We start from the raw sequence: 20,020 nt of genomic DNA on the forward strand, positions 1-20,020 counted from the left end.
GCGTGAGCATATGAGATGATCACCGCCGCTCAATTGCGCGCCGCACGGGCGCTGCTCGGCATAGATCAGAAGAAGCTGGCCGAGCTTTCCGGCGTCTCCCTGCCGACCATACAGCGCATGGAGGCGAGCGAGGGCAATGTCCGCGGCGTGATCGAGACGCTCACCAAGGTCGTCGAGGCGCTGAACGAGGCCGGCGTCGAGTTGCTCAGCGAGAACGCCCGCAGCGAGGGCGGAGGGCGCGGCGTGAGGCTGCGTCGCCCTGGTCCGCCCAAACCGACGACATAAAGGATAGATCTGCGACGACGACCGCCGACTTCGCGCCGACGATCCCGCCGCTCCTCGATCAAAGGAGCCAGTGTTGAGAGATCGACGTTTTCGCCAGCCGAGCTTCATCGAGCTGTTCACGCCCAAGCTCGTCACCATTTTGCGCGAAGGCTATGGCCTCGCCGATCTGCGCGCCGACGCTATCGCCGGCCTCACGGTGGCGATCGTCGCGCTGCCGCTCTCCATGGCTTTCGCGATCGCCTCCGGGCTCAGCCCGGACCGCGGGCTCTATACGGCGATCATCGGCGGCTTTCTCGTCTCCATGCTCGGCGGCAGCCGCTTCCAGATCGGCGGGCCGGCGGGCGCCTTCATCGTTCTCGTGTTCGCCATCGTGCAGCGCGAGGGCTATGACGGGCTCGCGCTCGCCACCATGATGGCGGGCGTCATTCTCTTCGCCATCGGCCTGCTGCGCTGGGGCACCTACATAAAATACATCCCCTTTCCGGTGACGGTCGGCTTTACCGCCGGCATAGCGGTCATCATCTTCGCGAGCCAGCTCAAGGAGATTTTCGGCCTCTCCCTGGCGCAGGAGCCGGCCGCGCTCGGCCCCAAGCTCGCGGCCTTATGGGAGGCGCGCGCCACGCTGAAGCCGGCGACGATCGGCGTCTCGGCGCTGGCGCTGGCGATCATCCTCGGCCTGCGGCGCTGGCGGCCGAGCTGGCCGGGAATGCTGATCGCCGTGACAGTCTGCGCGGCGGCGACGGCGGCGCTGCATCTCGACATAGAGACGATCGGCTCGCGCTTCGGCGGCGTGCCGAGCACGCTGCCGGCGCCGGCGGTCCCGCATTTCGATCTCGCGCGGCTGCGCGCGCTGCTGCCGGACGCGCTGACCATCGCCGTGCTCGGCGCGATGGAGTCGCTGCTCTCCGCCGTCGTCGCCGACGGCATGAGCGGGCGGCGCCATCGCTCCAATTGCGAGCTCGCCGCTCAGGGCGTCGCCAATGTCGTCGCGCCGCTCTTCGGCGGCATTCCGGTGACGGGAACCATCGCCCGCACGGCGACCAATGTGCGCTCGGGCGCCAAGGGTCCGGTCTCGGGAATGCTTCATGCGCTGTTCCTGCTCGGCTTCATGCTGATCGCCGCGCCGCTGGCGGCGTATATTCCGCTCGCCTCGCTCGGCGCCGTGCTCGCCGTCGTCTCCTGGAACATGGCCGAGAAGAAGGAATTCGTCGCTCTGTTCCGCGCCTCGCGCGGCGACGCTCTGGTGCTGGTCTCGACCTTTCTGCTCACCATTTTCGAGGATCTGACCGTCGGCATAGGCGTCGGCGTGACGCTCGGCGCCTTCCTCTTCCTGCATCGCCTCGCCGAGAGCGTCGAGGTGCAGACCGGCGAGGCCTTTCTCGACGAGGATCAGGCGGATGATTACGGCGGCCATCGCCCCGCCTATGATTCCGCCGCCGCCTCCGACGCCGAGGTGATGGTCTATAAGATCAGCGGCGCGATCTTCTTCGGCGCTTCGGCGACGGTGAGCGCGGCGCTGGACGAGATCGGCCGCTACCCGCGCGTCTTCATCTTCGATTTCAGCGAGGCGCCGCTGGTGGACAGCACGGCGGCGCGGGCGCTGGAGAGCTTTGTCGCGCGATTGCGAAAGGCAGGAACCGTGGTTTGCGTCGCCGGGGCGCGGCCAGCCGTTCGACGGGCGCTGCTCTCAGCCGGGCTGCATGAGCCGGAGACGCTCTACGCCGGCACGGTCGCCGATGCGCGCCGCCGCGCCACGGCGCCGCAGCCCCCCGAAAATCAAGCCCCGAGGCTGAGCCGCGCCGCCCTCCCCGGCCGAGCGTGAGGCGCGCGGCAAGAGGTTTGCTTGGCCGTCAGCCGACCACTCACCTGCGAAGCCTCATGCCCTCAGAACCTTTTTTCCTGCCCGAATTCGGGCAGACAGACCCCGGCCTCGGCCTTCTCCGAATGGCGGCTCTACTCGCCGAGACCGATGACGATCCCGGTGAGGAGACGCTCGATCTCATGGCCGAGCAGGTCGAGAGCGGCTGCCTCGCCGGCCTCGACCCGGCCGATATCTGGCCGGAGCTGCTGCTCTCGCTCGGCGGACCGGCGCCCGGCAAGGCGTTCCGCGTGCTGCGCATCTGCGGCGCGCTGCGGGCCGTGCTGCCCGAGGTCGACGCGCTATTCGGCGTGCCGCAATTGTCGGACGGCCAGAGCGAGGTCGATCTCGGCGCCCATTTGCTGCGCTCGCTGGACGAGGCCGGACGCAGAGACGCGCCGCTCCCCGTGCGCTTCGCCCTGCTCGTCATGAATGTCGGCAAGGGGGATTCCCCGCGCGAGCATCTGCCGCATCATTACAAGCACATAGACCGCGGCGGCCCGCGCATAAACGGGATCGCCGAGCGTTTCGGCGTTCCCGCCGATTGCGTCCCGCTGGCGCTGACCGCGCTCAGCGAATGCGAGCGCGTGCATCGCGCCTCGGAAGTGCGCGCCGGCCCGGTGGCGCAAATGCTGGAGCGGCTCGGCGCCTTCGACGCGCCGGAGAGCTTCGCCCTGCTGATGGAAGTGTGCAGCTGCGATTTCACCGCCCATTCCGGGCGCCCAGGCGAAGCCTATCCCAAGGCCGTGCTGCTGGAGACGGCGCGCGACGCCTGTCTGCCGATCGAGCCCGCGACGCCCGAGGCGCGCGCCGAGGCGATCGCTCAGGCGCTGCGCTCGCAGCGCTGGTCGAGCGAGGGCTGAACGGCGCGCTCCGCCGGCTCCGGCTCGGCGCTGGCCGCAGGCAGACGCACATGGAAGGTCGCGCCGCCGCCCGGCGTCTCCGCGACGCTCAGCGCGCCGCCCTGCAGCTCGACCAGCTCGCGAACGATCGACAGGCCGAGGCCCGTGCCGGGCGTCGTCTCGTCCTTGCGCCAGAAGGGCTCGAAAATGCGGCCGCGATCGGCCTCGGCGACGCCGCTCCCGTGATCGACGACCTCGATCACGCAATCGGGCAATACGCGAACGACGACGACGCCGCCTCTGGGCTCGGCGCGCACCGCATTGGCGATGAGATTGGCGACGATGCTCTCGACGCTCCAGCGCAATCCGAGCGCGATCACATGGCGCGACGGCGCCTCGAGCCGAATGTCGCGATCGTCGCCGATCGCGATCGGCACATAATCGGCCGCGACGCCGAGCACGATATCGTGCAGATCGATCCTCTGCGGCGCGATCGGCCCGCGCTCCCGGATCTGCGCGAGCAGCAGCATCTGCTCGACGATCGTCTGCACGCGCAGGACGTCGCGCTCGATCTCGGCTTTGAGCGGCCCCTCCTCCATCTTGCCGAGGCGCGCGCGCAAAATGGTGATGGGCGTACGCAGCTCATGCGCGGAATTGGCGGAGAAGCGCCTCTGGCGCTCGACTCCTTCCCGCACGCGCTCGAAAGCCTTGTTCACCGCTTCGACGAAAGGCCGCATCTCCGACGGCGCCTCGTCGTGAGCGATGCGCTCCTTCAGCGAGTTCACGTCGATCGTCGCGATCTTCTTCGCCGCCGCGCGCATGGGCGCGAGACCGCGATGGACGACGAAGAGCGCGATGAGGCACATGGCCACCCAATTCGGAAGGAAGAACATCGCGCCGGGCAGTGTGATCGTGTAAAAGGGCAGGCGCATGAAATCTCGCCATCGATACTGCGCTCCGCCAGTTGCGACGACGACCTCGCCGACCTGCGAGTCGAGGACGAAGGACTCGCCCCTGCGCGGCGCTCCGTCCACAACGACCTGAATGGGCGATCTCGAGAGCTTGAGGCGGCCGACGCCTTCGAACGCCTCCGCTATTTCCGGCGACGATCCCGACAGCGCTTTGCCCGTGCGCGGATCGAAAGCGCCGAAACGAAAATCCGGGTGCTCGGAAATAAAATCCAGCAAGGCGTCGGTCATAGCGATCGATCCTTCCCCGCCAGCGTCCTTGCGCAACGCCGCCAGCATCATCTCCTGCACGCGCGGGCGCAGCAGCTCGTCGAGCGCCGCGACGCCTCCCGGCCGGACCAGGACCAGGACGGCGACGACGATCACAGGCGGCAGAATGATGTAGCCGAGCATGGAGCCGACGATCGCATAGGCGATCAATCGCGACGACAGCGACTCCAGCCTCGATGACGGCGGCGTCGAAGACATCGGCCTCATCGCGCCTGGTCTCACGGCCCGCGCGCTTCGCGGATGAGATAGCCGATGCCGCGCGGCGCGTGAATCTCGACGCCGGCGTCCTGCTCGTCCAAGCGATGACGCAATCGCATCGCCACCATCTTCAGCGCGCCAATGTGCTTATGCTCGTCCGAGCCGTAGATCTCTTGCAGCAGCGCCGAGAAAGTGACCGCGCGTCCGGCGCGGCGCATCAACGCGCCGAGCAGCACCAGCTCCCGCCGCGGCACGATGAGCGGAAACCCGCCGACGGAGGCGCTCTCCGAATTGAGATCGAAGGAGAGCCTGCCGACGACGACCGGCGGCGCCGGCTCGCCGCCGGGACGCCGAAGGCTGGCGCGAATGCGCGCCAGCAGCTCTTCGGTCGAGAAAGGCTTGGTCAGATAATCATCGACGCCGGCGTCGAGACCGTCCACGCGATCCTCGATCGAGCGGGCCGCCGTCACCACCAGAATGCGTATGCCGGGGCGAAGGCGCTTGGCCGTGGGGACGATCGACAGGCCATCGCCGTCGGGCAAGCGCCGGTCGAGCAGCATCACCGAATAATCGCAGGCGCCGAGCGCCTCGGGAATATCGGCCAGAGCCTGAACGCAATGGGGAGCAAAGCCGGCGCGCCGAACGCGATCGGCGATGAGCATGGAGATATCGGGTTGATCTTCGACGATCAGAATGCGCATCGAGCTGCTGTTCCATCGAGCATCGACAGGCGATGAGCGAAGGCGCGCGCGGCGTCGGCGCGCCGAACGAGCGGCTGTCGATCCATTATCGAGCGGCGGCCGCCACGCCGCAACAGGAAATCCGCCTTTGGCGCCCGGCGAGACAGACCGCGGAAAGGCGCGTCATTCGCCCGTCTGCAGCAAGGTCCCGGCGCGCCGCGCGGCGGCGAGCAGCCGCACGAAAGCGACAGCCGCAGCGCAGAACAGCGCCGCATCCAGCGCCAAGCCGTAAAACATGAGATCGAGCCGCAGCGCGTGATCGACGAGCACGGCGCGCAGCCCCTCGAACACATAGGTCGGCGGCAAGGCCCAGCAGATCGGCTGCAGCCAGCCGGGAAGAACCGAGACCGGGTAATAGACGCAGCCGAGCGGCTGAATGACGAACATCAGCGACCAGACGAGACTTTCCGCGCCCAATCCATAGCGCAGCAGCAGCCCCGACACGAACAGGCCGACGCTCCAGGCGAAGAAGATCAGAATGGCGAAAAAGGCGGCGAAAGCAAAGCCGAGCGCCCAGAGATTGAAGCCGAAGAACCAAATGGCCAGGATCGTCACCGGAACCATGCCGACCAGGAGGCGAATGAGGCTCATCGCCATCATGGAGACGACGAATTCCGCCGGCCGCAGCGGGCTCATGAAGAGATTGGCGATATTGCGGGACCACATCTCCTCGAGAAAAGAGAAAGAAAATCCCTGCTGGCCGCGAAGCAAAATGTCCCACAGCAGCACCGCGCCGATCAGCGAGCCGGCGGCGATCGTCGTCTTGTCCGCGCCCCCGAGACCGCCGGGCGCGCGCAGCAGATAGGTCTGCAGAAAGCCCCAGGTGAGCATTTGCACCGTGGGCCAATACATCATCTCCAGCATGCGCGGCATGGAGGAGCGCAGCAGATAGGAATAGCGCAAAGTCATCGCGCCGACGCGCGCGATCGAGAATTCCAAAGACGCGCTCATGCGGCGCCTCCATTGCCACGGCCGCGCGCGACGTCGAGAAACACTTCCTCGAGATTGGCGCGGCCATAGCGCGCGAGCAGCTCGGCGGGCGAGCCGTCGTCGACGAGGCTTCCCTCTTTCAGCATCATCACACGATCGCAGAGGCGCTCTACCTCCGCCATATTGTGCGAGGCGAGCAGGATCGCGCAATTGCGACGGCGGCGATAATCCTCGAGATGCCCGCGCACCCAATCGGCGGTGTCGGGATCGAGCGAGGCGGTGGGCTCGTCGAGCAGCAGCAGCTCCGGCTCGTTGATGAGCGCCTTGGCGAGCGCGACGCGCGTCTTCTGCCCAGCGGAGAGGCGCCCGCTCGGACGATCGAGAAATTCTTTCAAGGCGAGATCGGCGGCCAGCTCCTCGATCTTGTCGGCGACGCCGCGAACGCCATAGAGCCGGCCGAAGACGGTGAGATTCTGCCGCACGGTGAGACGATGCGGCATATCCACATAAGGGCTCTCGAAATTCATGCGGCCGAGCGCGTGATAGCGGTCTTTCAAAAAATCACGGCCGAAGATTTCGATTGTTCCCGTCGTCGGCTCGATGAGGCCCATGACCATGCCGATGGTCGTGGTCTTGCCGGCGCCATTGCCGCCGAGCAGACCCGTCACCGAGCCGGCGGGAAGCGCGAAGCTCAACGGCTTCACGGCCACGGTCTCGGCGTAGGTTTTGGAGACGCCGTCCACGCGAAGGACGGGAACGGTTTCGAGCGACATGGCGATGTGCGGGGTTTGGCGATATGCGGAGTTTGCGGAGGACGGGTTCTTATCGGCAAAATGCGGCGGGAAAGCAAATTCCGTCGCGCGAGCGGGAAACGCTGCGAGCGTCGCTCGTCGCAGTCCCTTCATTTGGACCGCCTATCCTGAAACTCCCCAAACGCGGGAAAGGGACGACGGACATGAATGAACAGGCCGCCGAAGAATTCGCCGAGCTCGACGAGTTGCAGACCGCGTATAAAGCCGCGATGGAGAAATGGATCGCGGCGATACGGAAGGAAGAGGCGCTCGTCGTGGTCGCGCCGCATTCCGTGGCCGAGGTCGACAAATGGGAGCAAGCGCATTTCGACGAGGACGAGGCGCGCAACATAGCCTTGGCCGCGAAAGAAGATTACGAGGACGCGCTGCGCGAGAAATTCTTCGGCTTCTGACGCTAAAAGCACGCGGAGGGGCCGCCCGCCCCTCCTCGACGCCCATCGCGCCTACTCCGCGCATCACGTGGAACCCGATGCGCAGGCCGAACATATAAGCGCGCGCCAAATTGCGGCCGCTTCTGCGTAGGTTTTGGAGACGTCGGCGACGCTGAAAGTGAGGGAGTTGTCGGACACGATTGGCGGACGTGATTTTCGGGAATGTGAGACTTATCGGCAAAATGCGTTGAAATGCAAACTCGGAGCAGGTGTTCTGCATATCGATGACGCGGTTCAACGACCGCTACATTGCGCTACGCCGAGAAGAGCTTCGATCAAATGCACGATTCGGAACGAAAAGAATACGGCCAATGGGAGCGCGATCACTCCGACGACGAGTCGCCCCCACCCGGCGGCCAGCCGACCGCCGACGATGAGCTGGATCGTTCGAAGAGCCGCGCCGACCAGGAGAATGAGAGCGTTGACAAACCAATCGTCCGAAGGCTCGGGCATAGCTATAACCATGAGGCTCGGTCCGCAGGTGGTCGTCGTCTCGCATAGACCTCCATATAGGACGAGCGGCAACAGGATCGCCAATGCGACGATCAACCACTTTCGGCTAGGGGCAGCATAGACCGCGAGGAATGCGGGGAGGCACAGCGCCGAGTAAACGGCGACGAAAGCCAAAGCCATCTCCATCCGCGGCGCCTCGACGTGGGTGTTTGGAAAAATGCCTCTCGCGCTATCGCCTACTCCGCAGCCTCGCGCGGCGCACGATGACGCAGGCCGAACATATAAGCGCGCGCCAGATTGCGGCCGCTTCTGCGATCATGCTCGGTGAGCAGGCGCAGAGCGAGATCGGCAGAGCGATAGCAATCATGCGCGATCTGCGCGACGCCGATCAATTCGTCGTCGGCGAGCAGATCGAGACGCATGAAGTCGCGCACGAAAATCGCGTCGCTCCAGACGATCTGGCTCATGCCGGCGAAGACATTATTGCCGAGCATCAAAGGCTTGAGCACGCGGCTCATCAGCGGCGTGAAGCGATGCAGCACATAGCCCTGCGAACGCAGAAACAGCTCGATTTCCGAGAATAGCGGCTGGCCTTCATAGAGCGGCAGAAACTCGACCTCGATATGGAGAACAGAGGCGCGCCGCAATCTTTCGACGGCGTTTTGCAGGATCATCAGCTCCGCGCCCTGCACGTCCAATTCCAGAAATGTCGCGCCTTCGGTCTCGGCCACATCGTCGAGCCGCACAGTGTCGATCTCTTGCGTCGCGACGACTTCCGACCAGACGGGAAAGCCGTGGAACAACTCCATCGCCGCTGGATTGGGCTTCAGCAGCGAGGTCATGTCGCGCGCGGCGCATATGTGCAGCGTATGGCGTCCGCCATCGCCGACCGCGTGCGGCAGATAGACATCGCCCGGATTTTTGCGCGCGTTCAGCTCTTCGACGGCGGCCTCGTCGGGCTCGAAGCCGACGATGGTCGCCTCGCCGCCGCGCAGCAGAGGCGCATAGACCGGCTCACCGCTGATATGGCGCGCGCCTATGTCGATGATCTTGTGCGGGACGCTCGCCCCGGCGAGCTCGATGAAAGGAGGGAGACGGTCCGCAGGTTCCATGAAAGCCTCGCCCGATAGCCGGCGCGTCGATCGGGCGAGGACGGTGCGCTGGAATCATCCGCTAGTATGGAGCGAGCTTTGAGCGCCGCCGCTTGCGCGGGACTGGCGCGCTCATTTCTGGCAGTCGCGGCAGAAGAAGGTCGAGCGCCCGCTCTGGATCACGCGCGAGACATGGCCGCGGCAGCCCGGCGTCGGACAGGGCGCGTCCTCGCGGTCATAGACGCGGAAGGAGTGCTGGAAATAGCCGAGCGAGCCGTCGGTCTGGCGATGGTCGCGCAGGCTGGAGCCGCCCGCCTCTATCGCCTCGCCCAGAACCCGCTTGATCGCCTCGACGAGATCGACGAGACCGCGTTTCGGCTTGCCCTTGGCGTCGACCAGCGTTCCGGCGGCGCGCAGGGGCGAAAGATGCGAGCGATGCATCGCCTCGCAGACATAAATATTGCCGAGGCCGGCGATGATCCTCTGATCGAGCAGCGCGGCTTTCAGCGGCGCCTTGCGGCCGCGCAATCCTAAAGCGAGACGCTGCGGCGTCAGTTCCGGCCCCAGCGGCTCGACGCCGAGACCATCGAACAGCGGATGCGTCCCCATCTCGCCGCGCGGGACCAGCAGCATGAAGCCGAAACGCCGCGGGTCGTTATAGGTGACGCTGGCGCCGCTCGTGAAATGGAACACGACATGGTCATGCGCCGGCTTGGTAGTCACGGCGCGGTGATAGGCGCCCTCGGGGTCGTCGGCGTCGATGCGGAAGGAGCCGCTCATGCCGAGATGCATGATGAGCGTCTCGCCGCTGTCCAGCTCGCCGAGGAGATATTTCGCTCGCCGCTTCAGCGCCTCGACGCGCCGTCCCGCGAGCCGCGCGGCAAAGCCCGGCGGAAAGGGAAAGCGCAGATCGGCGCGGCGCAGCTCCACCTGCGCGAGGCCCGAGCCGGTGAAGACGGGCTCGAGCCCGCGGCGGACCGTCTCGACCTCTGGCAGCTCGGGCATGGGCTCAGAACCGCCCCGCCTTCCAGGCCGCGACGGCGACCGGGACAATGGGCTCGATGAGCTTTTCCATCGCCTCGGCGTAGACGCGAATCTCATATTGCGCGTGCGGATCGGCCCGGAGCGACAGAAACTTGAATAAATTCAGCAAATTGACCTTTGCGAACATATGGCTGTAGGTGGACACTGGCAGAACCGTGCGGGCGAGCTCACGCGGCCAGCCCGCGGCCAGCAGCTCGCGATATGTGGCGAAGGCGGCCTCGAAGCCGGCGCGCAGCTTCTCCACCTCGGCGCGGCGCGCCTCGAGATCGCCGCCGGGCTGGCGCCCCTGCTTATTGGCGACCGCCTGCTCGCCGATGTTTTCCGGATCGGGGAGGTAATAGGTCTCCGGCAATTCGCGGTAGCGGCCGGAAAGTTCATTGTACGTCCAAGTTCGGTGCCGGTGCCATTGGCGCAGCACGAAGATCGGCGCCATCACCTCGAATTGGAACTCCACCGCCTCGAAGGGCGTCGTATGGCGGTTCTTCCAGAGGTAATCGATGAGCTTCTTGTCCGAGCCCTCATTCTCGCCGGCGCGCCAGGCGGCGTCATAGGAGACGCGTGCCGCGCGCACGATGGAGAGGTCCGAGCCCATATGATCGACGAGGCGGACGAAACCATGGTCCAGGACTTTGATCTGATTTGACATACGACGCCGTTCCGCCCCTCCCCGGCTCGCCCCCGCGTTCCGTGGCGGATGGAGCCGAGCCTCGCCCATCGATAGCACGTTTGAGCGTTTTGGGCAGCGCGAGCCGCAATGGGGCGCGTTCACCCTCCCCTATAGGGGGAGGGTCGGCCGGCGACAGCCGGACGGGGTGGGGTCCAACGGCATAGACTCGGGGTTTCACCCCCTCCCGATCGCCTTCGGCGCTCGACCTCCCCCCTCGAGGGGGAGGTGGAAACGCCGCCTGGCCGCTCTTCGATCCCGACTCTTCTCGAAGCGCAGCGGTTTTCGCCCCCAGCCATAGCCATAGGCGCAAAGGCGCGTTATATCGCCCGGAACGCCACCGGACCCGAGAGATTATGACCTCTGAGCGCGAGACCTCGACCCATTTCGGTTTCTCCGAAGTCGGATTGGATGAAAAACAGGGCCTCGTGGACGATGTTTTCCACAAGGTGGCGCGCCGCTACGACATTATGAACGATCTGATGTCCGGCGGAATGCACAGGCTGTGGAAGGATGTCTTCGCCGCCAAGGTGCGGCCCGCCCGCCGCGGCCCATTCCGCCATCTGGACGTCGCCGGCGGCACCGGCGACATCGCTTTCCGCATCGCTCGAGGAGCCGGGCCGGAGGCGGAGATCGTCGTTCTCGACATCAACGGCGACATGCTGGACGTCGGCCGCGACCGCGCCCAGGAGCGCGGCCTCTCCGACAGACTGGAATTCGTGCAGGCCAACGCCGAGTCCCTGCCCTTCCCGGACGCGCATTTCGACGCCTATACGATCGCCTTCGGCATTCGCAACGTGCCGCGGATCGAGGTCGCGCTGGCCGAGGCGCATCGCGTGCTGAAGCCGGGCGGGCGCTTCCTGTGCCTGGAATTCTCGCAGGTCGCGATTCCGGGCCTCGACAAGATCTACGAGGCCTATTCCTTCAATGTGATCCCGGCGATCGGCAAGCTCGTCGCCGGCGACGGCGAGCCCTATCGCTATCTCGTCGAATCCATTCAGCGCTTCCCCCGCGCGGACGAGTTCGAGCGGATGATCCGGCGCGCCGGCTTCCGCCGCACGGGCTTCGAGCGGCTGACGGGCGGCGTGGTGGCGATCCACTCCGGCTGGAAGCTCTGATCTTTCCCGAAAACCAAAAGACGAACGGCGGCTCTTCGTGCTCATCGGCTTCGGGCATTTCTTCCGACTGGCGCGCGCCGGCTTCATTCTGGCGCGCGAAGGCGTGTTCAAGAGCGTCGATCCGGCCATACTGCCTGTGCCGCTGCAATTTGCTCTGCGGATCGGCAATCTCCTCGCCAAGCCCGGCAGCAGCGCCGGCGGCGCGCCGCAGGCGCTGGTGCGCGCCTTCGCGCAGATCGGCCCCTCCTATGTGAAGCTCGGCCAGTTTCTGGCGACGCGCCCGGATGTGGTCGGCGGCGAGATCGCCGACGCGCTGACCGCGCTGCAAGATCGAATGGAGCCCTTCGGCCGCAAGGCCGCGGTCGAGATCATCGAAAGAGCCTTCGGCAAGCCGATCGACGAGATTTTCCTGTCCTTCGGCGAGCCGGTGGCGGCGGCCTCCATCGCCCAGGTGCATCCGGCCCGCGTCGCCTATGCGGAGGGCGAGCGCAAGGTGGCGGTGAAGGTGCTGCGGCCGGATGTGGAACGCCAGTTCCGCCGCGATCTCGCCGATATGTATATTCTCGCCCGCGCCGCCGAGCGTTTCTCGGCGGAGGCGCGGCGGCTGCGGATGATCCAGGTCGTCGACACGCTGGCCCGCTCGGTGAAGCTCGAGACGGATTTCCGCCTCGAGGCGGCGGCGGCCTCGGAGTTTCGCGACAATGTGGCGGACGATCCCGATATTCGCGCCCCCGGCGTCGATTGGGACCGCACCACACGCGAGGTGCTGACGCTGGAATGGATCGACGGCGCGCCGCTGTCGGACATTTCCCGCGTCGCCGCGATGGGCCATGATCTGAAGGATCTGGGCCGCAAGGTGCTGCAGTCCTTCCTGCGCACGGCGATGCGGGACGGCTTCTTCCACGCGGACATGCATCAGGGCAATCTCTTCGTCGATCGCAAGGGACGGCTCGTCGCCATCGATTTCGGCATCATGGGCCGGCTCGGCTTCAAGGAGCGGCGCTTTCTGGCCGAGATTCTATTCGGCTTCATCACCCGCGATTACAAGCGCGTCGCCGAGGTGCATTTCGAGGCGGGCTATGTGCCGCCGATTCACTCGGTCGAGGAGTTCTCGCAAGCGCTGCGCGCCATTGGCGAGCCGCTGCATACGGTGAATGCGCAGGACATTTCCATGGCGCGGCTGCTCACTCTGCTCTTCGAGGTGACGGCGCTGTTCGACATGCGCACCCGCACCGAGCTGGTGCTGCTGCAAAAGACCATGGTGGTGGCCGAGGGCGTCGCCCGCTCGCTCGATCCGACGCTGAATATTTGGCGGACGTCCGATCCGGTCGTGCGCAGCTGGATCGAGGATAATCTCGGCCCCAAGGCCAAGCTCGAGGACGCCGGCCGCGCCGCGATCGAGGTCGCCAAATTCACGACGCGCCTGCCCAAAATTCTCAATGACGCCGAAGCGGCCGTCGAAATGCTGGCCTTTGCGGGCACGAAAGGCGTGCGACTCTCGGAAGATTCGCTCGAAGGTCTGGCGCGGGCGCGGCGGCGGTCGGATCGCTGGTTCATGCTGGCCGTCGTGCTGGTTGCGCTGCTGGCCATTCACTGGATGAGGTGAGATCGATGATGGCGAAAACGGCTTCGCTCGCGCTCCTGCTCGCCTTCGCGCCCCTCGCCGTTTCGGCCGCCACGCCGGAGGAAGCCTATCTCTCCCTCCGCAATCGCGCGACCGCCAAGCTGCGCAAGCTGGAGGCGGCCGGCCAAGCCGCCGGAGCAGCCGAGGCGGAGGAGCGGAAGACTCTGAAAGAGCTCGGCGAGAAGATGGAGGCGATCATCGGTCCCGTCTCCGTCCCCGGTTTTCAGAAGCTCGGCAAATACAGCATAGAGACGCTTTTCGAGGGGGTCGGCGCGGATCAGCTCGACGGACTCGCCTTCACCGGCGACGACGAGAAATCGCAGCTCACCGTCTCGACGCAGAGTCTCACCGAGGCCTTTTTGCGCGCCCGTCGCAAGGATTGGGAGAAGAGCGAGAAGCCGCCGCAATCGCTCGGCGAGGCGCTGGCTTCGCCCTTTTTCTACACTCTGGCGGTGAGCCCGGACGCGGGCGTCGAGATATACGCCGATCTGCCCATCGCCAAGCCCGCGGCGGCGACGCTGGCGACCGCCGTCCTCGATCTGCGCAGCCAGGATGACGCCGGCGGAACGCTGCCGGACGAGATCATCGTCGCCGTCGCCAGCGAAGGGCGGCTCTATATCGCCTCGACCCCGGCAAAGGCGAAGATCGAATCCGCGCCCGCCTGCGAGAAAATCTGGAGCGAGCATCAGGCCAAGGCCAAAAAGGCGATGGATTCTTATTCCGCCTCCGGCCTCGCCAATGAAAAGGACTTCGAGAATTACGCGAATTTGCAAGCGGAGGGCTCCGCCGCCTTCCGCCGCTGCTTCGCCGAACATGCGAAATCGGAGAAATTCTTCGCCGCGCTGACGCAGGAAGCGCAGGCGCTCGCCGACAAACTGGCGGCGGCGAAGCGCTGAGCGCGCCCACCCTCCCCTCTAGGGGGAGGGTCGGACCGCGAAGCGGTCCGGGGTGGGGTTCAACGGCGAAGACTCGGGGGTTTCACCCACTCCCGAGCGCATTCGCGCTTTTACCTCCCCCTTTAGGCGGAGGTAAAAGCGCGCCGCTTCAGGCCAGCAGGCCGTGGTCGCGGGCGAGCTGGAGCAGATCCTTCTGCGGCCGCGCGCCCACATGGGCGATGACCTCCGCCGCCGCCAGCGCGCCCAGCGAGGCCGCGCCTTCATAGAGCGCGCCACGCGCGAGGCCGGCCAGGAAGCCCGCGGCGAAGAGATCGCCGGCGCCGGTCGTGTCCACGACCTCCGCCACCGGATAGGCCGGGACGGTGACGCATTTCTTCCCTTCGACGACGACGACGCCGTTCTCGGAGCGCGTGACGACGCCGAGAAGATTGGCCTCGGCGCCGAGCGCCTTGGCCGCCGTCGCGAAATCGGCGGTCTCATAGAGCGAATGCAATTCGCTCTCATTGGCGAAGAGAATGTCCACGAGGCCGTCGCGAACGAGCCCCAGGAACTCGCCGCGATAGCGATCGACGCAGAAAGCGTCCGACAGCGAGAGCGCGACGCGATTGCCGGCGGCGCGGCTGGCCTTGGCGGCCTTCAAAAAGGCCTCCTTGGCGGCCGGCGGATCCCAGAGATAGCCTTCGAGATAGAGGATTTTGGACGAGCGCACGAGCGCCTCGTCGATGTCCTGCGGACCGAGAGCCTGGCAGGCGCCGAGGAAAGTGTTCATCGTGCGCTGGCCGTCCGGCGTCACCAGAATGAGGCAGCGCGCGGTGGCGGCGCCATCGGCGGCGACAGGCGTCCCGAAGGCGACGCCCGCCTTGCGAATGTCATGGGCGAACTCACGCCCCGCGTCATCGTCCTTCACCTTGCCGATGAAGGCCGCGCTGAGGCCGAAGCCGGCGACGCCGACCAGAGTGTTGGCCGCCGAGCCGCCGGACATGACCGTCGTCGGCCCCATGGCCGCGTAGATCTCGGCGGCGCGGGCTTCGTCGACGAGCTGCATCGCGCCCTTGTGCAGGCCGGCGGCGACCAGCTGATCGTCCTCCGCGCGCGAGAGAGTGTCGACAATGGCGTTTCCGACGCCGAGGACGTCATAGGTGGCGGACATGAAATCACCTGCTGCAGAACGGGGGCGCGAGCGCCGGAGCGCTCTCTCTAATCGACCCCGCCGGGAGGTCAACCGAACGCTCGACCGCTCCGCCGCAGGGCCGTGGCGACGGCCGGAGGGACGGCGACCGATATAAAAACACAAATTATTGATATATAATAATAAAATAAAATAGAACCCGGCACATGAGACGGCGGGCGACGGAGGCCGAGATTATTTTTTGCGCGGGCCGAGCAAACGCCCGGCTTTTCTTGTAGGAGAATTGCAGGGCGGCCGCGTCGGCGAAAGACGGCGGCCGCGCAACCCGCGCGCGGCCCTCCGGCTCGCGCGTCCAGTTCCGGCCTGCGGTGAGCGTCGTCATGTCGATCAAGCATCCGATCATCTCGATCACCGGCTCGTCCGGCGCCGGCACCAGCTCGGTCAAGCAGACTTTCGAGCAGATTTTCCGCCGCGAGAAGGTGGAGGTCGCCTATGTGGAAGGCGATTCCTTCCACCGCTTCGACCGCGACCAGATGAAAGCCGCCATGAGCGAGGCTCAGGCGCAGGGCAATGCGCATTTCAGCCATTTCGGCCCAGAGGCCAATCTGCTCGGCGAGCTCGAGAATCTGTTCAAGGAATATGGCGAGACCGGAAGCGGGCAATATCGCCATTACGTCCATGACGCGAACGAGGGCGCCGTGCTCGCCTCGCCGCCCGGCACTTTCACGCCCTGGCGCGAGCTGCCGGCCAATACCGACCTTTTGTTCTACGAAGGCCTGCATGGCGCGGTCGTGACCGAGGAGGTCAATGTCGCCCGCTACGCCGATCTGAAGATCGGCGTCGTGCCGGTCATCAATCTCGAATGGACGCAAAAGCTCCATCGCGACCGCAACACGCGCGGCTACACCACCGAGGCCGTCACCGAGACGATCCTGCGCCGGATGCACGATTATGTGTATTACATCTGCCCGCAATTCTCGGAGACGGACATCAACTTCCAGCGCGCCGCGACGGTGGACACCTCCAATCCCTTCGTCGCGCGCTCCATTCCGAGCCCAGACGAATCGATCGTCGTCATTCGCTTCCGCGATCCGCGCGGCGTCGATTTTCCCTATCTCGTGACGATGATCGCCGGCAGCTGGATGTCGCGCGCCAATTCCATCGTCATTCCGGGCAATAAGCTCGATCTCGCCATGCAGCTCATACTCACGCCGCGGATATTGGAGCTGATGAAACGCAAACGTGGCGAAGCCTGAGGAAACGAACCCGATGTCGAATGTCTTGGAAACTGTCGTCGAAGTCGCCGCGGCCGAGGACGAGCGCCGCGCCGCCAACGCCATTCGCGCGCTGGCGATGGACGCGGTGGAGAAGGCCAAATGCGGCCATCCGGGCATGCCCATGGGCATGGCCGACGTCGCCGCGGTGCTGTTTCGTCAGTTCGTGAAATTCGACGCCGCCGCGCCGGACTGGGCGGATCGCGACCGCTTCGTGCTGTCGGCCGGCCATGGCTCCATGCTGCTCTACGCCCTCGTCTATCTGCTCGGCTATCCGGGCGTCACGATCGACGATCTGAAGAATTTCCGCCAGCTCGACTCCAAGACCCCCGGCCATCCCGAGTTCGGCCACACCGTCGGCGTCGAGACGACGACCGGCCCGCTCGGCCAGGGCCTCGCCACCGCCGTCGGCCTCGCCATTGCGGAGCGGCTGCAGGCGGCGCGCTTCGGCGACGAGATCGTCGACCATCGCACCTATGTCATCGCCGGCGACGGCTGCCTGATGGAAGGCGTCAGCCATGAGGCGATCGATCTCGCCGGCCATTTGAAGCTCGGCCGGCTGATCGTGCTGTGGGACGACAATGGCATTTCCATCGACGGGCCGACGACGCTCTCCACCTCCACCGATCAGCTGGCGCGCTTCGCCGCCTCCGGCTGGCATGTGCAGCGCGTCGACGGCCATGCGCCGGCGGAGATCGCCGATGCGCTCGCGCAGGCGCAGCAGGACGCGCGCCCCTCGCTGATCGCCTGCCGCAGCGTCATCGGCTATGGCGCGCCCGGCAAGCAGGGCAAGGAGACGGTTCACGGCGCGCCGCTCGGCACATCGGAGATCGAGCTCGCCCGCGCCGCGCTCGGCTGGCCCTATGAGCCCTTCGAGATTCCGGCGGAGACGCTGGAGGCCTGGCGCGCCGCCGGCCGCCGCGGCGAGAGCGCAAGGCTCGCCTGGGAGCAGCGGCTCGCCGCCTCGGGCAAGCGCGACGAATTCGAGAATTTCCTGAAGGGCGACGTCTCCGGCGCAGTGGCCGGGCCGCTGCGCGCGCTGCGCGAGAGCTTCGCCACCGAGCGGCCCAAGGTGGCGACGCGCAAATCCTCCGAGACCGTGCTCGGCGTCATCAACGCCGCGACCGACGCCACGATCGGCGGCTCCGCCGATCTCACCCATTCGAACTTCACCATCACCAAAGGGCTCGGCTCCGTCTCGGCGGAAAATTTCGCCGGCCGCTACATTCACTATGGCGTGCGCGAGCACGGCATGGCCGCTGCGATGAACGGCATAGCGCTGCATGGCGGCTTCGTTCCCTATGGCGGAACCTTTCTCGTCTTCTCCGATTATGCGCGCGGCGCCATCCGCCTCTCCGCGCTGATGGGCCAGCGCGTCGTCTATGTGCTGACCCATGATTCGATCGGCCTCGGCGAGGATGGTCCGACGCATCAGCCGATCGAGCATCTCGCCTCGCTGCGCGCTCTGCCCAATCTCTATGTGTTCCGCCCAGCGGACGCGATCGAGACGGCGGAGAGCTGGGAGATCGCCCTCAATGCGAAGACGACGCCCTCCGTGCTGAGCCTGTCGCGCCAGAATTTGGCGACGCTGGAGCGGCCGCTCGGCGAGAACCTCACCGCCCGCGGCGCCTATGTGCTGCGCGAGCCGAGCGGCGGGCGCCATGTGACGCTCATCGCCACCGGCTCGGAAGTGCAGATCGCGCTCGCCGCCGCCGATCTTCTTTGGACGCGGGGCGTGCGCGCGGCCGTCGTCTCAATGCCATGCTGGGAGCTGTTCGAGACGCAATCGCCGACCTATCGCGCCAGCGTGCTCGGCTCGGCGCCGCGCGTCGCCATCGAGGCCGCCGCGCGGCTCGGCTGGGACCGCTGGATCGGTGAGCGCGGCGCCTTCGTCGGCATGACGGGCTTCGGCGCGAGCGCGCCGGCGGATGCGCTCTACGCGCGCTTCGGCATAACGGCCGAAGGCGTGGCCGGGACCGCGCAAGCGCTGCTCTGACGATCGGCGTGATCGGAACGGCGCCCGCGGCTTCGCGGGCGTCGCGCCGGCAGGGACTCGAATAGTCGTTTTCGAGCTCGAACGAATAGACCAAGAGAAACCCTCGCGAGAGGGCGCCGCAATTCTCGGCGAGCGGCCGCGGGAGGTGATGACATCTCCCGCGCTCCGCTATATCGCTATCAGCGGAATCGGCCTGCGCCCCCCGCATTGCTCTGGCGCCGCCGCCGTAGACTTTAATCGAATTCCGGCACTGGGAGGACACCACAAATGGCGCTCATCACCCTGAGACAATTGCTCGACCACGCCGCCGAGCACGACTATGGCGTGCCGGCCTTCAACATCAACAACATGGAACAAGGCCTCGCGGTGATGGAGGCCGCCGCCTCCGTCGACGCTCCGGTCATCATCCAGGCGAGCCGCGGCGCCCGCTCCTACGCCAATGACGTGATGCTGGCCAAGATGATCGAGGCGCTGGCGATCATGTATCCCGACATTCCGCTGGTCATGCACCAGGACCATGGCAATAGCGAAGCCACCTGCGCCAGCGCCATTCGCTTCGGCTTCACCTCGGTGATGATGGACGGCTCGCTGGAGGCCGACGGCAAGACGCCGGCGAGCTATGACTACAATGTCGCGGTGACGCGCCGCGTCGTCGATCTCGCCCATTGGGTCGGCGCTTCGGTCGAGGGCGAGCTCGGCGTGCTCGGCTCGCTGGAGACCGGCGAGGGCGAGAAGGAGGACGGCCATGGCGCCGAGGGCAAGCTCAGTCACGACCAGCTGTTGACCGACCCGAGCCAGGCTGTCGATTTCGTCGCCCGCACCAAGGTCGACGCTCTCGCCATCGCCATGGGCACGTCGCATGGCGCTTACAAATTCTCGCGCAAGCCCGACGGCGCCATTCTCGCGATGCATGTGATCGAGGAGATTCACAATCGCCTGCCCAACACGCATCTCGTGATGCACGGCTCATCGTCCGTGCCGCAGGATTTGCAGGACGCGTTCAACGAGGCCGGCGGCGAGATGCCGCAGACCTGGGGCGTGCCGGTCGAAGAGATTCAGCGCGGCATCAAATTCGGCGTGCGCAAGATCAATATCGACACCGACTGCCGCATCGCCGTCACCGCCTCCATCCGCGCGACGCTGCTGAAGAACAAGGGCGAGTTCGACCCGCGCAAATATCTGAAGCCGGCGCAGGAGGCGATGCGCAAGGTCTGCAAGCAGCGCTATGAGGAATTCGGCGCCGCGGGCCAGGCGAGCAAGATCAAGCCGATCCCGCTCGCCGACATGGCCAAGCGTTACGCCAGCGGCGCGCTCGATCCGCAATTCGCGGAAAAGAGGGCCGCGGAGTGAGGTCTAAATCGGCGCGCCCGCAAATATCGGGCGCGCCGATGCGCGCT

20 protein-coding genes are annotated in these 20,020 nt (G+C 66.0%); 10 read left to right on the top strand and 10 right to left on the bottom strand.

Annotated features, from left to right (window positions below):
- The first annotated feature begins 15 nt into the window (after positions 1-15).
- The 3 genes from GYH34_RS15620 (at position 16) to GYH34_RS15630 (ending at position 3,006) form a co-directional block, all read left to right on the top strand.
- A complete protein-coding gene (locus GYH34_RS15620) occupies positions 16-285 on the top strand; it encodes a helix-turn-helix transcriptional regulator (protein WP_161914387.1) in 270 nt (89 codons plus the stop codon).
- Positions 286-358: 73 nt separating this feature from the next.
- Complete coding sequence (locus tag GYH34_RS15625) at positions 359-2,107, top strand: SulP family inorganic anion transporter (RefSeq protein ID WP_161914388.1); 1,749 nt, start codon at positions 359-361, stop codon at positions 2,105-2,107.
- A 56-nt stretch (positions 2,108-2,163) separates the two neighbouring features.
- On the top strand, positions 2,164-3,006 hold the full coding sequence (locus tag GYH34_RS15630; RefSeq protein WP_348983898.1) for a tRNA nucleotidyltransferase: 843 nt from the start codon (positions 2,164-2,166) through the stop codon (positions 3,004-3,006).
- Here the strand turns inward: GYH34_RS15630 and GYH34_RS15635 are convergent.
- The 4 genes from GYH34_RS15635 to GYH34_RS15650 all read right to left on the bottom strand — a co-directional run bounded on the left by GYH34_RS15635 (position 2,967) and on the right by GYH34_RS15650 (position 6,864).
- Entirely contained in the window at positions 2,967-4,421 is a 1,455-nt protein-coding gene (locus GYH34_RS15635) for a HAMP domain-containing sensor histidine kinase (RefSeq protein WP_161914389.1), read from the bottom strand. The two genes, GYH34_RS15630 and GYH34_RS15635, sit on opposite strands and share 40 nt — an antisense overlap.
- Before the next feature lie 20 nt (positions 4,422-4,441).
- Positions 4,442-5,122, bottom strand: a complete 681-nt coding sequence (locus GYH34_RS15640) for a response regulator transcription factor (protein ID WP_161914390.1) — start codon at positions 5,120-5,122, stop codon at positions 4,442-4,444.
- Between the two features lie 162 nt (positions 5,123-5,284).
- Entirely contained in the window at positions 5,285-6,112 is an 828-nt protein-coding gene (locus tag GYH34_RS15645; protein WP_161914391.1) for an ABC transporter permease, read from the bottom strand.
- Positions 6,109-6,864 (bottom strand): ABC transporter ATP-binding protein, encoded by a 756-nt coding sequence (locus GYH34_RS15650; RefSeq protein WP_161914392.1) that lies wholly within the window; start codon positions 6,862-6,864, stop codon positions 6,109-6,111. The genes GYH34_RS15645 and GYH34_RS15650 overlap by 4 nt, the downstream gene beginning before the upstream one ends.
- A gap of 182 nt (positions 6,865-7,046) precedes the next feature.
- Between GYH34_RS15650 and GYH34_RS15655 the strand changes: the two genes are divergently transcribed.
- Complete coding sequence (locus tag GYH34_RS15655; RefSeq protein WP_161914393.1) at positions 7,047-7,295, top strand: hypothetical protein; 249 nt, start codon at positions 7,047-7,049, stop codon at positions 7,293-7,295.
- A gap of 273 nt (positions 7,296-7,568) precedes the next feature.
- Here the strand turns inward: GYH34_RS15655 and GYH34_RS15660 are convergent, their stop codons facing one another.
- From GYH34_RS15660 to thyX, 4 genes are all read right to left on the bottom strand, one after another.
- Complete coding sequence (locus GYH34_RS15660; protein WP_161914394.1) at positions 7,569-7,973, bottom strand: hypothetical protein; 405 nt, start codon at positions 7,971-7,973, stop codon at positions 7,569-7,571.
- Positions 7,974-8,023: 50 nt separating this feature from the next.
- Positions 8,024-8,899: an FkbM family methyltransferase gene (locus GYH34_RS15665; protein WP_161914395.1), complete on the bottom strand. Its 876-nt coding sequence runs from the start codon at positions 8,897-8,899 to the stop codon at positions 8,024-8,026.
- A 111-nt stretch (positions 8,900-9,010) separates the two neighbouring features.
- A complete protein-coding gene (mutM, locus tag GYH34_RS15670; RefSeq protein ID WP_161914396.1) occupies positions 9,011-9,883 on the bottom strand; it encodes a bifunctional DNA-formamidopyrimidine glycosylase/DNA-(apurinic or apyrimidinic site) lyase in 873 nt (290 codons plus the stop codon).
- Between the two features lie 4 nt (positions 9,884-9,887).
- Positions 9,888-10,568, bottom strand: coding sequence for an FAD-dependent thymidylate synthase (gene thyX, locus GYH34_RS15675; RefSeq protein ID WP_024879321.1), 681 nt, complete (start codon positions 10,566-10,568; stop codon positions 9,888-9,890).
- A gap of 374 nt (positions 10,569-10,942) precedes the next feature.
- Here thyX and ubiE point away from each other — a divergent pair, with 374 nt between their 5' ends.
- The 3 genes from ubiE to GYH34_RS15690 are packed head-to-tail and all read left to right on the top strand — an operon-like array spanning position 10,943 to position 14,224.
- Positions 10,943-11,704, top strand: coding sequence for a bifunctional demethylmenaquinone methyltransferase/2-methoxy-6-polyprenyl-1,4-benzoquinol methylase UbiE (gene ubiE, locus GYH34_RS15680; protein ID WP_161914397.1), 762 nt, complete (start codon positions 10,943-10,945; stop codon positions 11,702-11,704).
- Positions 11,705-11,741: 37 nt separating this feature from the next.
- Positions 11,742-13,310, top strand: coding sequence for a 2-polyprenylphenol 6-hydroxylase (ubiB, locus tag GYH34_RS15685; RefSeq protein ID WP_161914398.1), 1,569 nt, complete (start codon positions 11,742-11,744; stop codon positions 13,308-13,310).
- A 5-nt stretch (positions 13,311-13,315) separates the two neighbouring features.
- The gene (locus tag GYH34_RS15690) at positions 13,316-14,224 is read left to right on the top strand and encodes a hypothetical protein (protein WP_161914399.1); all 909 of its coding nucleotides are present in this window, start codon (positions 13,316-13,318) and stop codon (positions 14,222-14,224) included.
- A 148-nt stretch (positions 14,225-14,372) separates the two neighbouring features.
- On the opposite strand, the gene GYH34_RS15695 is transcribed toward GYH34_RS15690, so the two are convergent.
- On the bottom strand, positions 14,373-15,374 hold the full coding sequence (locus GYH34_RS15695) for an adenosine kinase (protein ID WP_161914400.1): 1,002 nt from the start codon (positions 15,372-15,374) through the stop codon (positions 14,373-14,375).
- 145 nt (positions 15,375-15,519) lie between these two features.
- A complete protein-coding gene (locus GYH34_RS15700) occupies positions 15,520-15,744 on the bottom strand; it encodes a hypothetical protein (protein ID WP_161914401.1) in 225 nt (74 codons plus the stop codon).
- On the opposite strand from GYH34_RS15700, the gene GYH34_RS15705 reads away from it, so the two are divergent.
- The 3 genes from GYH34_RS15705 (at position 15,734) to fba (ending at position 19,973) form a co-directional block, all read left to right on the top strand.
- A complete protein-coding gene (locus GYH34_RS15705) occupies positions 15,734-16,609 on the top strand; it encodes a phosphoribulokinase (RefSeq protein WP_161914402.1) in 876 nt (291 codons plus the stop codon). The two genes, GYH34_RS15700 and GYH34_RS15705, sit on opposite strands and share 11 nt — an antisense overlap.
- Before the next feature lie 13 nt (positions 16,610-16,622).
- Complete coding sequence (tkt, locus tag GYH34_RS15710; protein WP_161914403.1) at positions 16,623-18,623, top strand: transketolase; 2,001 nt, start codon at positions 16,623-16,625, stop codon at positions 18,621-18,623.
- A gap of 267 nt (positions 18,624-18,890) precedes the next feature.
- Positions 18,891-19,973: a class II fructose-bisphosphate aldolase gene (gene fba, locus GYH34_RS15715; RefSeq protein ID WP_161914404.1), complete on the top strand. Its 1,083-nt coding sequence runs from the start codon at positions 18,891-18,893 to the stop codon at positions 19,971-19,973.
- Positions 19,974-20,020 lie beyond the last annotated feature (47 nt).

The organism is Methylosinus sp. C49, assembly GCF_009936375.1.
Classification (GTDB): Bacteria; Pseudomonadota; Alphaproteobacteria; order Rhizobiales; family Beijerinckiaceae; genus Methylosinus.